Source organism: Imperialibacter sp. (assembly GCF_048007035.1).
GTDB lineage: Bacteria > Bacteroidota > Bacteroidia > Cytophagales > Cyclobacteriaceae > Imperialibacter.
Genome location: NZ_CP180355.1, coordinates 4,474,761 through 4,489,251 on the forward strand (window position 1 = coordinate 4,474,761; position 14,491 = coordinate 4,489,251).

The window sequence follows — 14,491 nt, forward strand, 5'->3', positions numbered from 1 at the left end:
CGGGGTTTTCTATTGCCTTTTCAGAAAAGCGGGCAGAAAACAATTAGCACTATTGATGGAAGAGAATGAAAGTAGCGATCATAAAATACAATGCAGGTAACGTACAGTCGGTGACTTTTGCGCTCAATAGGTTGGGCATTGAACCAGTGCTGAGCAATGACCCTGAAGTGCTCAAAAGTGCTGACAAGGTCATCTTCCCCGGTGTGGGAGAGGCCAGTACAGCCATGGCTTCGGTGAAAGAAAACGGGTTGGATAAAATCATCCCCGGGCTCAAGCAGCCTTTTTTGGGTATCTGTCTGGGACTTCAGCTGATGTGCAGGCACTCCGAAGAGAATGATACACCTTGCCTGGGTGTGTTTGACCTGGAGGTAAAGAAGTTTCCGCCTGATGAAAAAGTGCCTCATATGGGGTGGAATAATATTCACTCGCTCAAAGGGCCACTAATGAACGGGCTCACCAATGATGCGTATCTGTACTTTGTGCATAGCTACTATGCTGAAATGGGAAGCAGCACCATTGCCCAGTCGGACTATATGGTACCTTTTAGTGCAGCACTGCAAAAGGGGAATTTTTACGCCGTGCAGGCTCACCCAGAAAAGAGTGGTGTGGATGGGGCAAGAATACTAAAGAACTTTATTGAACTGTAGGAATGGATATTATACCAGCAATCGACATCATTGATGGAAAGTGTGTGCGCCTGACCCAGGGCGATTATGACCAAAAGAAGATATACAATGAACGCCCGCTGGAAGTGGCTATGCAGTTCGAAGATGCGGGCCTGACCCGGCTTCACTTGGTGGATCTCGACGGAGCCAAAGCAGGGTCGGTGAAAAACTGGAAAGTGCTGGAGACCCTAGCAAGCAAGACAGCCATGGTCATTGATTTTGGTGGTGGCATCAAAAGCGCAGAGGATGTTGACATTGTTTTTGAATGCGGCGCAAAGCTGGCTACGGTAGGCAGCATGGCCGTGAAGAATGAGGAGATATTCTCCGACTGGCTGGAGCAATACGGAGCCGACCGATTCTTTCTTGGTGCCGATGTGAAAGACGAAAAGATTGCCATAGGAGGCTGGTTAGAAACGACAGACATCTGGGTGTATGATTTCATGGAGAAGTATGTTCAAAAAGGCGTTACCAATATATTCTGCACCGATGTGAGCAAGGATGGTTTATTGGAGGGGCCGTCGGTTGATCTTTACAAAACCCTGGTGGAGCAGTTTCCTGATATCTATTTTGTGGCCAGTGGTGGCGTAAGCTCTATGGAAGATCTCGAAAAGCTCAAAGAAATTGGCTGCAAAGGTGCAATTGTAGGGAAGGCGATTTATGAAGGAAGGGTCAATATTGCTGATTTAAGATTTTTGATTTGAGATTTTGATTTGCTTGGCGGAAAGGCTGCAAAGATTATTTAAAAATTGAAATTATGGCGTCGATCAAAAGGTTTGAGGATTTGGAAATTTGGAAGGACGCCAGACGGCTTTCTTTTGAAGTATACAAGCTAACCTGTGAGCCGCCATTTGCTACTGATTTCAGGTTTCGTGATCAAATTAGGGCTGCGGCGGGCTCTGTGATGGATAATATTGCAGAAGGTTTCGAGCGGTCGGGCCGGTTGGAGTTTGTGAACTTTCTGGGTTTTGCGAAGGGCTCTGCCGGAGAAGTACGGTCACAGTTGCATCGGGCGTTCGATCAGGCGTATATAAAGGAAGCTACTTATCAGGCGAAAATAGAAGAGTATGAAAAGCTTAGTGCCAGCATCGCTGGCTTTATTAGTTATTTAAACCGTTCCGAGATCAAAGGCCAGAAGTTTAAAGACCGCCGGTAATCTCAAATTAGCAATCTCAAATCAGCAATCTCTGTGTTAACAAAACGTATCATCCCCTGCCTCGATATCAAAGACGGTCGCACCGTTAAAGGCGTTAATTTTGTAGACCTGCGAGATGCCGGTGACCCGGTAGAGCTGGGTGCCCGCTATGCGGCGGAAATGGCCGACGAGCTGGTCTTTCTCGACATTACCGCTACTGTGGAAAAACGAAAAACGCTCGTGGAACTGGTGAGGCATGTGGCCAGGGAGATCAATATCCCTTTTACCGTAGGTGGTGGCATCAGCTCTATTGCTGACGTATCAGCCTTGCTCAATGCTGGCGCTGACAAAGTGTCGATCAATTCATCGGCGGTGAAGCGGCCCGAACTGATCGATGAGCTCAGTCGTGAGTTTGGTAACCAGTGCATTGTGGTGGCTATCGACTCCCGGTTTGTCGACGGTGTGCATGTGGTACATACACATGGCGGCCGCACTCCTACGGCGCTGGAAACTATCAAATGGGCCAGGGAAGCCGAGAATAGAGGCGCCGGCGAAATTTTGCTTACTTCTATGGATCATGATGGTACCAAAGTTGGCTTTGCCGATGAGCTTACTGCAACGGTTTCGGAAACAGTGGGTGTGCCTGTAATAGCATCTGGTGGGGGTGGAACCCGGGAGCATTTCCTGGACGTATTTACCCAAGGAAAAGCCGATGCTGCATTGGCGGCCAGCATTTTCCACTTTCAGGAGGTGCCTATTAAGGAATTAAAGGAGTACCTTCGTGACCAGAATATACCCATGCGATTATAAAGAGAGAGGATAATGGAAGGATTGGATTTTAGTAAGGGAGACGGGCTGATTCCTGCGATTATACAAGATGAAGCGACAAGCAAGGTGCTGATGCTCGGATTCATGAATGAGGAGGCGCTCTCAAAGACACAGGCAGAAGGGAAGGTTACATTTTTTAGCAGGACAAAGAACAGACTGTGGACCAAGGGAGAAACTTCGGGCAACTTCTTTTTTGTAAAAGACATTATTGCAGATTGTGACAAAGATACCTTACTCGTCAAGGTGAACCCTGTTGGCCCAGCCTGCCATACTGGTGCCGATACCTGTTTTAATGAGGTGAATGCAGACGGTATAGCCTTTCTTAATAACCTCACATCCATCATTCAAGACAGGCACAATAACCCTTCTGATAAGTCGTACACGTCATCTCTTTTTGAGAAAGGAATTAACAAAGTGGCTCAAAAAGTAGGTGAGGAAGCTGTTGAAGTAGTGATTGAAGCCAAGGATGACAACCAGGAGCTTTTTCTCAATGAATCGGCAGACTTACTTTTTCACCTGATGATCCTGCTCGAAGCCAAGGGAAACAAGCTGGATGACGTGGTTGACATTCTGAAACAAAGGCATAACAAATAGGCCCTCCTGCTGGAAAATTAGCTTTGTAAGTGCGAAATTGGGCAAATGCCCAAAGAAATGAAATTGCAAAGCAACGCTGCACCAGCAGTCCTCATGGTGAGACCGGCCAACTTCGGCCCCAATCCCGAAACAGCCGGAAGCAATTCCTTCCAAAGCGCAGCCCAAACCGGAGAACTGGATAAGATTCGCTCGCAGGCCATTGCAGAGTTTGACGTTGCCGTAGATACACTCAGAAACGCCGGCGTCGAGGTAATTGTGGCTCAGGATACATTTTTGGAGGAGCGACGTGATGCAGTTTTCCCCAACAACTGGGTGTCTTTTCATGAATCAGGCGACGTGTTTCTTTACCCCATGCAGTCTAAAGCCAGGAGAACCGAGAGAAGACAAGAAGTGATTGACACTGTGAAACCTCGGTTTACAGTACATAAAATCACTGACCTCTCAGGAACCGAAGAAAAAGAGCTATATCTGGAGGGTACCGGGAGCTTGATTGTCGACTACCCCAACCAGATTATGTACGCCTCCAGGTCTATTCGGACAAACGAAGGCCTGGTGAGAGCCCACGCCGCCAGACTTGGTTTCAGCGCTGTGGTTTTCGACGCCGTCGACAGAAGCGGCATGCCTATCTATCACACCAATGTGATGATGTGTCTCGGCACATCCTATTGCGTCGTTTGTCTTGAGAGCATTCCTGAGGGTGGGGAAAAGAAAGCATTTCTTGCAAGTCTGACTGCTACGAACCACGAAATCGTCGACATTTCTTTTGATCAAATGGAGCGTTTTGCCGGCAATATGTTGGAAGTAGCTACCAGAACAAGTAAGCCTGCACTTGTTATGTCCATCACCGCATTTACCGCTCTCACACAATCGCAAAAGATTATTCTGGAAAAATATACTAACTTAATTGCCATAGACATACCGACCATCGAAAAATATGGAGGGGGAAGTGCCCGCTGTATGATGGCAGGAATACATTTGCCAGCTGTGTAAACAACATTTTTTAAACCTTAATAACCTGGTAATGAACAAGTTTGATGTTTGCGTTATTGGTGCGGGGCCTTCCGGCTATGCTGCAGCCATGCGTGCCCTGGATTTTAAAAAGAAGGTAATTCTCATTGAAAGAAATCAGGTAGGTGGTGCAGGAGTGCACGATGGCGCCCTTTCAAGCAAAACATGGTGGGAGCTTTCCAGAGACTATTTCACCCTTCGAAAGCATGGGAAAGCATTTAATTTCAAGGTGCCGGAAATACCTTTTCAAAAAGTCAAAACGGAGGTGTTAAAAGCCACGAGCGAAAGGAAGGATCTCCTTGAATTTCACATGACTTCCATGAACAACAATGGCCAGGACCTGATGACATTCAAAAGAGGAGAAGCCAAACTTTTGAGCAAGAACAATGTCGAGATTTTAGGAGACAATGGGGCAGAAGTCATTGAGGCTGATAATATTATTCTAGCTACAGGAAGCAGGCCAAGGAAGCTCCCCAATTTGCCAATTGATGAGAAAATTGTCGTCACCAGCGATGGCATCCATAACTGGACAGAGTGGCCCAAAAGTATGGTGATAGTAGGTGCGGGTGTTATTGGTTGCGAGTTTGCAACCATCTTTTCCAATTTTGGAAAAACGCAGGTTAACTTAATTGACAAGGGAGAAAGAATATTGCCGTTTGAGGACGGCGACGTGGTCGATGTGATTGAAAACAACCTTGAGGAAAAACACGTGTTGGTGCATCGCAATTCCAAACTCATTGATATGAAAATCGTCAACGGCGAGGTGGAGTATGAACTGGAATATGATAACGGCGAAAAGAAGAAGTTTCAGGTGGAGAAGGCCCTGGTGTCTGTGGGAAGGATACCTAACTATGAAAATCTTGGTTTGAAGGAGATTGGCGTTGAAATTGATGGCCGTGGAATTATTGACGACCTCACGCAAACGTCAGTATCTAATATTTACGCTGTGGGCGATATCACTGCTGACATTGCGCTTGTGAATGTAGGCGAGCTCGAAGGCAGGTATGCGATAGAGCGGATATATGGCAAGCCTTTGCATAAGCTTATTTACGAAAATATTTCAACGATCATGTTTTTGGCACCCGAAGTTGCCGGGGTTGGGTTCAATGAGATTCAGGCCAAACAAAAGGGAATAAGCTATAAAGTAACCAGCTTGCGCTATAGCAACATTTCAAGGGCAACGGCCATGCGGAACACCGAGGGTTTCATCAAACTGCTGGTAACAAATGATGATAAAATGAAAATCCTGGGCATGCGTGTTGTAGGAGAGCATGCCTCAAGTGCTATCCAGGCGGTAGCATTGCTCATCTCCATGGACAAAGGCGTAGAAGAGTTGGCCGAGCTCATCCACCCTCATCCTTCTATTATTGAAGGCATTCAGGAGTGCGCCAGAATGCTGCTGGGCAAATCAATGCTCAAACCAACAGTTTTGCTGGAATCAATGGCTTGCAAAACCTGCGTGGGAGGAGTTTACGAAAACATCATCTATTAAGTATTCGTCTGCATCACAAAGCGTCCCGCTATTTTGTAAACAATAGCTTTCCAATAGATGGCGATATCTTAATGTTGGGTAGCTTGAATTTGTTTTCAAGTTCCGGAACATCTCCGTTGTTTCCTTTCACAATCTTTATTTGCTCTTTCTTCATAAAAAACGTCTCCAGCCCCCCCTCTAGAAACTTAAGTCCAAATGCTATACAGCCCTTAATTACAAGGTCTAAGTACTGGATATGCACGATCACGGCGATTGCTTCACCCAGAAACACCTCTTCAGAAAGGAACATGATTACGGCCACAGTAAATATGATAGTAGAAGCTTTTTTCCCAACCTGGGCCTTTACTAGCTGACCAATAGTGCTTTCAAGAAGCATATTTTTCTCAACTATTTCCTCATTCTGTTCAATTATACGTTCGTTAGCCTTGTTCAGCTTCGACTGAAGCTTGTCGCTAACCTTTGTAATAACCTTGCTCTGAATAAGCAGATCCTGATAGCTGTCTATAAATTGTGCAAGATCCTTTCTTGAAATATTATCCTGTTGCGCTTTGGTTTTAAACGCATGGAGTGCTTTGTCCTCTTCGTCATATAGTCCCCACAAGTCATTCATACCTTTTAAAATTAGTTAGGAGATAGGTATTAGGTATACAGTGTCGCCAACAAAGGGTGTACCTGTGTTTGGAAGTTTTGAACAACAACTACCTGCCCTGGTTGGCTATAACGGTTAGTGCTTCCCGTGGTCAAACACACCACAGCAACTGAATCGTTAAGCAGCGATAGTAATAAAGTTGAAATTCATGCGAAGTATGTCAGAAAAATCCTCACCTACTTCTCTCATTTCCTCATCTTCTTCCAGGTAGTACCAATTGATGGTCACACATCGGCCTGCTTCCTGCATTTTGTGGAGCTTTTTTAGCATGTTAAAAATGCACTTAGAGGAACTCGTGTTAAAGTAGTGAAATGATAGGTTAGCGGTGAGTCCCCCGCTTTCGTGGGTAACGTACTCGTCTAGCTCCACAATAAATTTTTGATAGAAACTATTTGAGTTGGCGGGATTTGAATTCCCCTTTAATTCTATCAGCCCCGTTGAAGGGTCGAAATAGACGAACGGCGTATAGTCCGTAGCTTGAATGTAAATCTTTTCCATAATCTCTCAGGTTTGTTACTGTTATAATCTCAAGTAAAATATATAAAAAGAAGGGTGGTTCTACATCTCATCCCTTACTCCTAATAATCTTTACTTAAGTTATTTCTTTTAGAAGCTTGATTGCCTTCGATTTCTGGCCAATACTTTCTCATGTAAGATATCCATTATATGAGGAGTAAAATATTATTTAAATAGAAGTGTTTAATTAAACATGTATATTTAAATAACTGTAAATCAACTATATATATTTCTACTCTAATAATTAGTTTTTTTGAAAGCGCCAGAGACTGATGTAATATTTGTGGGCTGAAAGTTGAAATATGCTTCAGATAGTTGAAAAAACGCACGGTTATAGGGGTAAGAATAGTGAATGTTATTTTATAGATATAATTTTTGAATTAATGAATAAAAAGGGGAGGTACATGATAGCTTGTGTGTGGTTTCATTGATATTTTTTAGGTTAATATGTTTGTAATCAATGATTTAGGTTGGTGCCGGCCAGGATTCTGCCCTATTTTTTGTGATGTTATTGTACGGGGGTTAATTCTGGCCACGAAGCGGCCCGGGTGATTTCAGAAGACTAGCGGGGAGCGACTTCTGAAGTGACGAGACCGGGAGACTGTGTGCTGCTAACCTCCAACTCTTCCCACAAACCTTCCTCAACAATTTTTGAATGCTCTCTCCGCATAAAAAATTTCTCGATCGTTGATTCGAAGGCCTTTAGGGTAAGGGCCATGCAAAGCTTCACGATTAACCCGATGTATGGAATATCAACATAGCTGTTGATTGCTTCCTCAAGAAGCACTTCTTCAGCCACGAAAAGCACAACGGCGGCTGTAAGTATAATGGTGGAGGCTTTTTTACTGACTTTGGCTTTCACCAGCTGCTCTATAGTATTGTGGAGCAGCTTATTGTTGTCACTGATGGTTGTGTTTTGTGCTGCGATTTGCTCGTTTGCCTTGTTAAGCTTCGACTGAAGCCTGTCGCTAACACGAGTGATTACTTTACTTTGTGTGATGAGGTCATCGTAATTGTCAATGAAGCCTATCAGACTTTTTTTTGAAAGTGCATTGTCTTTCACCTTCTCCTTAAATTCTTTTAAGGATTTTTCTTCTACGTGGAAAAGGCTACTAGTTTCGTTCATTTCAAATTGTGCTGTTGCTGTATTGATGGATTTTACGCTGACATCGCAATAAAATTGAAGTTTAGGTTCATTAGGTCAGAAAAATCTTTCCCTACCTCGTACATGTCTTCGTCGTCGTGACTGTAATACCAATTGATGGTTACCTGACGGCCTTTTTTCCTCATGGCGTTGAGCTGTTTGAACATATCATAGAGGCATTTCGAGGAACTTGTATTGAAATATCTGAACGCCATGTTCGCTACCAGCCCTCTGGTGTCGTTCACAACGTAGTCTTCGAGCGTATGAATCACTTTTGTGTAGAAGGTGAGCGAATTGTGAGGGTTGGAATTGCCCTTTAGCTCTATTATCCCGTTGGAAGGGTCGAAGTGGACTTGCGGAGTGAATTCTGTTGCCTGAATGTAAATTTTTTCCATACTGGTGATATTAAGAGGTACAAATAATTGCTATACCGGTTGGTTACTTTTTTACTATATCACAAAGTAAATGCAAATGCCTGGAGCAAAAGTGGCAAGTGCAGACGATTACTATCTGATGTAAGATTATGAGAACTCTTAAGCCTTTAGAGCTAAAATTAAAAACAGTGGATAGAGGAACTTAACACCTAACTAGCTGTAAATAAGTGAAATATGTATAGATGAGATAGATATTGGGCGGTGTAAAAAAGTTGACCTGTGATGTAGGAATTTGAAATGGTGAGAGCCCTTCTTGCGCATTTTTCAATAAAAGGGGAGGTGGGGTGCACGTTAAAGTACAAAAGCAGCAAAGAGAATTAGGATGATAACCAGTCCGTTTTATGGGAATCAAAACGGACTGGTTGCCGGTCTTTTTTTGAATACTTATACTTTTACCGAATCATAGACCTGCACCTTGCTCCACATATGTTGGGCTTTTTCAACGAAGGCCAGATGGACGGGGTGCTCCTGGTAAGCATCCTGATCTTTCTTGCTATCGAAAGCTAAAATGATATTGAAGGTATAGGTATTGTCGATAACGGGTCTGTTGGTGTCGGCAGGCGTTCCGATGAATCTTTCCTTGATCACATCGATGCTGCCTGTGTATTCCTTCACGTGGGAAAGAAAAGTTTTCTTGTTGGCTTCGCTGGGATCATTGAGCCAGAAATAAACAACGTGATAGAAGTTAACAGATGAATCTTTCATAGTTTTTGTTTTTGCAAATGAATATGTACCTAAGCCGAGCAGGCCAAGCAGACCTGTTCCCTTTTTTAAAAATGAGCGACGTTGCGAATCCATTTTGGTTGTAAGTAAAGTGAGGGACTAAAGATAGAAGGTTGAGATTATTTTTTCCTCGTTTTGTGACGAATCCTTTTCTGAAATGCCAGGATGAAGCCTCCTTGAGGTGTTGCCTACACCTTATTATATAGTATCAATATTTAGCTATTCTTTAATGTAAAAGGAAGGGGCGAAAAAAATTTGAACAATTTTATCTTTTTGGGTTTTAATTGATGTTAGTGGAACCTAAATTTGGCCTTGTAAAATGAAGTACCTGAGACACTCCCATATATTCGATCATCTGCACGTGAACCACGATCATGTGTCTCGTCATTCCCATTAAGGAAGAACATTTTACTTCAACATTGGCCCGTATTCATTTTACTTACTCATTTCTCTAATTAAGCTTTTCATGCTACGTATTGCAGTTCAAAAATCAGGTCGCTTAAGCGAAGATTCGTTCCGTTTGATCAAAGAGTGTGGTATACACTTTAATAATGGTGTCGGTAAGCTAAAGGCCTCTTCTCATAATTTCCCGATGGAGTTTCTACTGCTCAGAGACGATGATATTCCTGGCTATGTAGCCGACGGTGTAGCCGATGTTGGCATTGTGGGACTGAATGTGGTAGAAGAAAAAGAAAAAGATCTGGATATAGTAGTGAAGCTGGGTTTTTCCAAGTGCAGGCTTTCTTTGGCCATTCCCAGAAATGAGGAGTATGAAGGCCTAAAAATGCTGGAAGGCAAAAGCATTGCCACCTCCTACCCAAAGATTTTGGGGAGCTATTTGAAGAAGAACAGTATCAGCTCAGATATTCACGAAATTAGCGGTTCGGTAGAGATTGCTCCAAGCATTGGGCTGGCCGATGCTGTGTGCGACATTGTTAGTTCCGGTAGCACGCTTTTAAGTAACGGATTGAAAGAGGTGGAGACCATCTTTACATCCGAGGCAGTGCTTGTTGCCCATAAAGGGCTCGGTGCCGAAAAGAAAAAGCTCCTTGAGCAACTCCTTTTCAGGATTCGGTCAGTGCAGAATGGATCTAATAATAAGTACATTCTGCTCAACGCTCCCAATCACAAAATTGAGGAAATCGCCAGTCTTCTGCCTGGTATGAGAAGCCCAACAGTGCTGCCTCTGGCTACCGAGGGTTGGAGTTCCATTCATTCTGTGATCAATGAAGACAGGTTTTGGGAGATAATAGAGAAACTGAAAGAGGCAGGTGCTGAAGGCATCCTTGTGGTGCCCATAGAAAAAATGATATTGTAGCCAAATCGAGGATCATGCAACTTATATATGAACCACCCCGGAAGCAGTGGCTTGAGCTAACCAGCAGGCCTGCGCAAGATCCAGCCAGGCTGGAGAAGGTGGTGAAGCCCATTCTGGAAAAGGTGAAGCGCAACGGCGACATGGCCTTACGAAAGTTTGCGCTTGAGTATGATCATGTTGAACTGGACGACCTCTTTGTGACAGAGGAAGAGTTATTGGCCTCGGCCGATCAGGTAGGGGAGGAGCTGAAGGCTGCTATTCATGTTGCAAAAGAAAATATTGAGAAATTCCATCTGGCGCAAAAGGAATCACCGATAACAGTGGCGACTATGCCTGGTGTGGTATGTCGGCGCAAGAGCATACCGGTAAACAGGGTTGGTCTTTATGTACCAGGAGGCACGGCGCCACTCTTTTCTACAGCCCTGATGCTTGGTATTCCGGCAAAAATCGCTGGCTGCAAGGAAATCATTATTGCTTCCCCCACCGACAGCATGGGCCAGGTGAATGCCACAGTATTATATGTGGCCCACCTACTGGGCATAAAAAAGATATTAAAGATTGGCGGAGCTCAGGCCATTGCTGCTATGGCCTACGGCACGGAATCGGTGCCCAAGGTTGATAAGATATTTGGCCCGGGCAATCAATACGTGACTGCGGCCAAGCAAATGGTGAGTCGTGACACGGTGGCTATCGACATGCCAGCTGGTCCTTCGGAGGTGCTGGTGTTTGCCGACAAACATGCTGAGCCGTCATTTGTGGCGGCCGATTTGCTGTCGCAGGCCGAGCATGGTGCCGACAGTCAGGTGATACTGGTAACATCCAGCAAGCGCATGGTGGACAGCGTGGCGCAGGAAGTAGAGCGACAACTCGCTACTTTGCCCAGGAAAGCTATGGCTGCGAAAGCATTGGAAAATAGCAGAACCATCTACTTTGAAGACAAGATAACAGCCATGGACTATATTAATATGTATGGCCCTGAGCACCTTATTCTTGCGTTGAGAGATGCCGACAGGTATGCTGAAATGGTGGAGAATGCAGGGTCGGTATTCATAGGTAACTATACGCCCGAGTCGGCAGGAGACTATGCGTCAGGCACGAATCACACCCTGCCCACCAACGGCTGGGCCAGGGCCATGGCGGGTGTATCCGTCGACAGCTTTGTAAAAAAGGTCACCTTTCAGAAAATTACGCCGGAGGGACTGCAGCTGCTTGGGCCCAGCATTGAAGCGATGGCTGCTGCAGAAAAGCTCGATGCGCACAAAATGGCTGTGACACTTCGACTACAAAAAATTAAAGAAGGTACCAATGAGCTTTGATCCGAACTCGCTACTTCGTAAGCACCTGATTAACCTGAAGTCATATTCTTCAGCCAGGGACGAATACACAGGTAAAGAGGGTGTTTTTTTGGATGCCAACGAAAATCCTTACGGTTCCGCAGGGGTAAAGGAAGCTTACAACCGCTATCCCGACCCTTACCAGCAGGAAGTTAAGCAGGCGATTGCCAAAATTAAAAACATAGGCACTGAGTCTATTTTTCTGGGAAACGGCAGCGATGAGCCTATTGATTTGCTTATCAGAGCTTTTTGTGAGCCAGGCAAAGACAAAGTGATCACAGTTCCCCCCACTTACGGCATGTATGAAGTGAGTGCCGGCGTTAATGATGTGGGCATTGTGAAAGTACCTTTGAATGAGAACTTCCAGCCCGATGTAAAGGGAGTTATAAGCGCTGCCGGTTCGGATACGAAAATCCTGTTTCTTTGTAGCCCCAACAACCCTACAGGCAATCTGATCCGAAAGGAAGACCTTTTCACACTACTTCATCAGTTTCCCAACCTTGTTGTGATCGACGAGGCGTATATCGATTTCGCTCCTGAGGCTGGCTTTCTACCGCATCTGCACCGGTTTCCTAATCTGATAGTGCTGCAAACACTGAGCAAGGCCTGGGGGCTCGCTGGTGTGAGACTGGGAATGGCTTTTGCCAGCCCTGAAATAGTCACTATTCTGAACAGGATTAAGCCACCTTATAATATAGCTGCACCAACACAAAGCATTGTAAGAGAGGCTTTGGGCAATGTGCTGGCCAAGGAAAAAATGGTAGCCGATATTCTGGAACAAAAGAATTGGCTGGAAGATCAGCTCGAAGCCTTACCTATTGTGCAGCATATCTATCCCAGCGATGCTAATTTTATGCTCGTCAGGGTGCCGAAGCCAAAGGAAACCTACCAGTTTCTGATCGATCAGAAAGTGATTGTGAGAGACCGAAGCAATGTGATGCACTGCCATGGCTGTCTGCGCATAACCGTGGGAACGAGAGCAGAAAACGAAGCTTTGCTAAAAGCCATGGCTCTGGTAAAGGAGGACTCATTCGCTAATTAAGTTGAAAAAATGAAGAAGGTATTGTTCATAGATAGAGACGGCACGATCATCGTGGAGCCACCTGAAGACTTTCAGGTAGACTCGCTGGAGAAACTGAAGTTCATTCCCGGGGCTATTTCAAACCTGAGGAAGATAGTGGAAGAACTCGACTACGAGCTTGTGATGGTGACCAATCAAGACGGATTAGGTACGGCCAGTTTTCCCGAAGATACCTTTTGGCCGGCGCAGAACAAGATGTTGGAAACGCTGGAAGGCGAAGGGGTCAACTTCGCTGCCATCCACATCGATAAAACCTTCGAAAAGGACAATGCCCCAACCCGAAAGCCCCGCACAGGACTTCTTACACAATACCTGACCGAAGATTACGACCTGCCCAATTCCTATGTGATAGGAGACCGTAAAACCGACGTGGAACTAGCGAAGAACCTTGGCACAAAGGCTATTTTTATAGGAGAGTCAAACCCGGAGGCGGCTTTAAGTACCACGAATTGGGATGAAATTTATCGTTTCCTCAAGTTGCCGCCAAGGATAGTGGAAGTAAAACGAACCACGAAAGAAACCGATATATTGATAAAACTCAACCTCGATGGCACAGGCCAAACGAAGATGAACACAGGCCTGGGGTTCTATGATCACATGCTTGATCAGCTCGGCCGTCACTCTGGTTGTGATTTAGAAGTAACTGTGAAAGGCGACTTACATATCGATGAACACCACACGATAGAAGACACAGCTTTGGCACTGGGTGAGGCCTTTCGTAAAGCAATAGGCGATAAGAAGGGCATTAGCCGCTACGGCTTTATGCTGCCTATGGACGACTGCCTGGCGCAGGCGGCTATCGACTTTGGTGGAAGACCCTGGCTGGTGTGGGAGGCAGAATACAAGCGTGAAATGGTAGGCGATATGCCAACGGAAATGTTTTATCACTTCTTTAAGTCGTTTTCTGATACTTCGCTGAGTAATATCAACATCAAGGCGGAAGGCGCTAACGAGCACCACAAGATAGAGGCAACCTTTAAGGCGTTAGCGAGAGCCATCAAGATGGCTATAGGCAGAGACGCCAATGCACTGAATCAGTTGCCTAGCACGAAGGGGGTTCTGTGAGCCTAATACCTATTCAATCAACTTCTGAATAATGACTTCAATTGCCCTTGCTTTGAGATTTGCCTCGCTGAGTGGAATTCCCTCGTTCATTCCTGGCCTTGTGTGCCCTGTGGCCGTTAGCCAGGCATCTTTCATTATTGACTGCCGCTCTTCGATCAGTTGCAGGATTTTTTCACCGTTGCTGGCGGTGGAAACGGCCTCCCCGGCGCTGTCAGCCCTGGCCAGCTCATTCAGCTCCAGGTACGCAAGAATAGCTTTTGCCATGATCCAGTGGCCAGCTTTGTCCGGGTGCACGCCGTCGGAGGCGTATTTGAAATCAGGATCGATCAGCCGCCTGTCTTCCAGATGCTTTTTCATCGGTCCATGCACGTCAGCCACGCTCCAACCCTTTGTGTATCTATTACTAATCAGCCAGTCGGAGTAAATATCGAGCACATTGGCGTAGGCTGCACCCTTTCGTTCGTCAAACACCGGTGGGGTGAGGTGGATGATGACAGCGCCCGACTTC

At 45.4% G+C, this 14,491-nt stretch carries 17 protein-coding genes; 11 read left to right on the forward strand and 6 right to left on the reverse strand.

Annotation, left to right across the window (positions count from 1 at the left end):
* Window positions 1-65: 65 nt before the first annotated feature.
* The 7 genes from hisH to ACMVP2_RS19335 are packed head-to-tail and all read left to right on the forward strand — an operon-like array spanning window position 66 to window position 5,719.
* Window positions 66-647: an imidazole glycerol phosphate synthase subunit HisH gene (gene hisH, locus ACMVP2_RS19305; RefSeq protein ID WP_416864693.1), complete on the forward strand. Its 582-nt coding sequence runs from the start codon at window positions 66-68 to the stop codon at window positions 645-647.
* A 2-nt stretch (window positions 648-649) separates the two neighbouring features.
* On the forward strand, window positions 650-1,366 hold the full coding sequence (gene hisA, locus ACMVP2_RS19310) for a 1-(5-phosphoribosyl)-5-[(5-phosphoribosylamino)methylideneamino]imidazole-4-carboxamide isomerase (RefSeq protein WP_416864694.1): 717 nt from the start codon (window positions 650-652) through the stop codon (window positions 1,364-1,366).
* 53 nt (window positions 1,367-1,419) lie between these two features.
* The gene (locus tag ACMVP2_RS19315) at window positions 1,420-1,818 is read left to right on the forward strand and encodes a four helix bundle protein (protein WP_416864695.1); all 399 of its coding nucleotides are present in this window, start codon (window positions 1,420-1,422) and stop codon (window positions 1,816-1,818) included.
* 33 nt (window positions 1,819-1,851) lie between these two features.
* Window positions 1,852-2,607, forward strand: a complete 756-nt coding sequence (gene hisF / locus ACMVP2_RS19320; RefSeq protein WP_416864696.1) for an imidazole glycerol phosphate synthase subunit HisF — start codon at window positions 1,852-1,854, stop codon at window positions 2,605-2,607.
* A gap of 12 nt (window positions 2,608-2,619) precedes the next feature.
* Window positions 2,620-3,219 (forward strand): bifunctional phosphoribosyl-AMP cyclohydrolase/phosphoribosyl-ATP diphosphatase HisIE, encoded by a 600-nt coding sequence (gene hisIE / locus ACMVP2_RS19325; protein WP_416864697.1) that lies wholly within the window; start codon window positions 2,620-2,622, stop codon window positions 3,217-3,219.
* 57 nt (window positions 3,220-3,276) lie between these two features.
* Window positions 3,277-4,209 carry a citrulline utilization hydrolase CtlX gene (ctlX, locus tag ACMVP2_RS19330; protein WP_416864698.1) on the forward strand — a complete coding sequence of 311 codons (933 nt, stop codon included), beginning with the start codon at window positions 3,277-3,279 and terminating at the stop codon, window positions 4,207-4,209.
* A 31-nt stretch (window positions 4,210-4,240) separates the two neighbouring features.
* On the forward strand, window positions 4,241-5,719 hold the full coding sequence (locus ACMVP2_RS19335; RefSeq protein ID WP_416864699.1) for a dihydrolipoyl dehydrogenase family protein: 1,479 nt from the start codon (window positions 4,241-4,243) through the stop codon (window positions 5,717-5,719).
* A gap of 28 nt (window positions 5,720-5,747) precedes the next feature.
* Here ACMVP2_RS19335 and ACMVP2_RS19340 read toward each other — a convergent pair whose 3' ends face one another.
* From ACMVP2_RS19340 to ACMVP2_RS19360, 5 genes are all read right to left on the reverse strand, one after another.
* Window positions 5,748-6,329 carry a hypothetical protein gene (locus ACMVP2_RS19340; protein WP_339785879.1) on the reverse strand — a complete coding sequence of 194 codons (582 nt, stop codon included), beginning with the start codon at window positions 6,327-6,329 and terminating at the stop codon, window positions 5,748-5,750.
* A gap of 156 nt (window positions 6,330-6,485) precedes the next feature.
* Window positions 6,486-6,866, reverse strand: coding sequence for a DUF1987 domain-containing protein (locus tag ACMVP2_RS19345; RefSeq protein ID WP_317490554.1), 381 nt, complete (start codon window positions 6,864-6,866; stop codon window positions 6,486-6,488).
* Window positions 6,867-7,446: 580 nt separating this feature from the next.
* Complete coding sequence (locus tag ACMVP2_RS19350) at window positions 7,447-8,010, reverse strand: hypothetical protein (RefSeq protein ID WP_339785876.1); 564 nt, start codon at window positions 8,008-8,010, stop codon at window positions 7,447-7,449.
* 32 nt (window positions 8,011-8,042) lie between these two features.
* Window positions 8,043-8,423 carry a DUF1987 domain-containing protein gene (locus ACMVP2_RS19355; RefSeq protein WP_339785874.1) on the reverse strand — a complete coding sequence of 127 codons (381 nt, stop codon included), beginning with the start codon at window positions 8,421-8,423 and terminating at the stop codon, window positions 8,043-8,045.
* Between the two features lie 423 nt (window positions 8,424-8,846).
* Window positions 8,847-9,167 carry a Dabb family protein gene (locus ACMVP2_RS19360; RefSeq protein WP_416864700.1) on the reverse strand — a complete coding sequence of 107 codons (321 nt, stop codon included), beginning with the start codon at window positions 9,165-9,167 and terminating at the stop codon, window positions 8,847-8,849.
* A gap of 484 nt (window positions 9,168-9,651) precedes the next feature.
* On the opposite strand from ACMVP2_RS19360, the gene hisG reads away from it, so the two are divergent.
* The 4 genes from hisG to hisB are packed head-to-tail and all read left to right on the forward strand — an operon-like array spanning window position 9,652 to window position 13,983.
* Window positions 9,652-10,503 (forward strand): ATP phosphoribosyltransferase, encoded by an 852-nt coding sequence (gene hisG / locus ACMVP2_RS19365; protein WP_416864701.1) that lies wholly within the window; start codon window positions 9,652-9,654, stop codon window positions 10,501-10,503.
* Between the two features lie 14 nt (window positions 10,504-10,517).
* Entirely contained in the window at window positions 10,518-11,819 is a 1,302-nt protein-coding gene (gene hisD / locus ACMVP2_RS19370) for a histidinol dehydrogenase (protein WP_416864702.1), read from the forward strand.
* The gene (gene hisC / locus ACMVP2_RS19375; RefSeq protein ID WP_416864703.1) at window positions 11,809-12,879 is read left to right on the forward strand and encodes a histidinol-phosphate transaminase; all 1,071 of its coding nucleotides are present in this window, start codon (window positions 11,809-11,811) and stop codon (window positions 12,877-12,879) included. Before hisD ends, hisC begins: the two co-directional genes overlap by 11 nt.
* 9 nt (window positions 12,880-12,888) lie before the next feature.
* The gene (gene hisB, locus ACMVP2_RS19380; protein WP_416864704.1) at window positions 12,889-13,983 is read left to right on the forward strand and encodes a bifunctional histidinol-phosphatase/imidazoleglycerol-phosphate dehydratase HisB; all 1,095 of its coding nucleotides are present in this window, start codon (window positions 12,889-12,891) and stop codon (window positions 13,981-13,983) included.
* A gap of 9 nt (window positions 13,984-13,992) precedes the next feature.
* On the opposite strand, the gene ACMVP2_RS19385 is transcribed toward hisB, so the two are convergent.
* On the reverse strand, window positions 13,993-14,454 hold the full coding sequence (locus ACMVP2_RS19385) for a hypothetical protein (protein WP_416864705.1): 462 nt from the start codon (window positions 14,452-14,454) through the stop codon (window positions 13,993-13,995).
* Window positions 14,455-14,491: the final 37 nt, after the last annotated feature.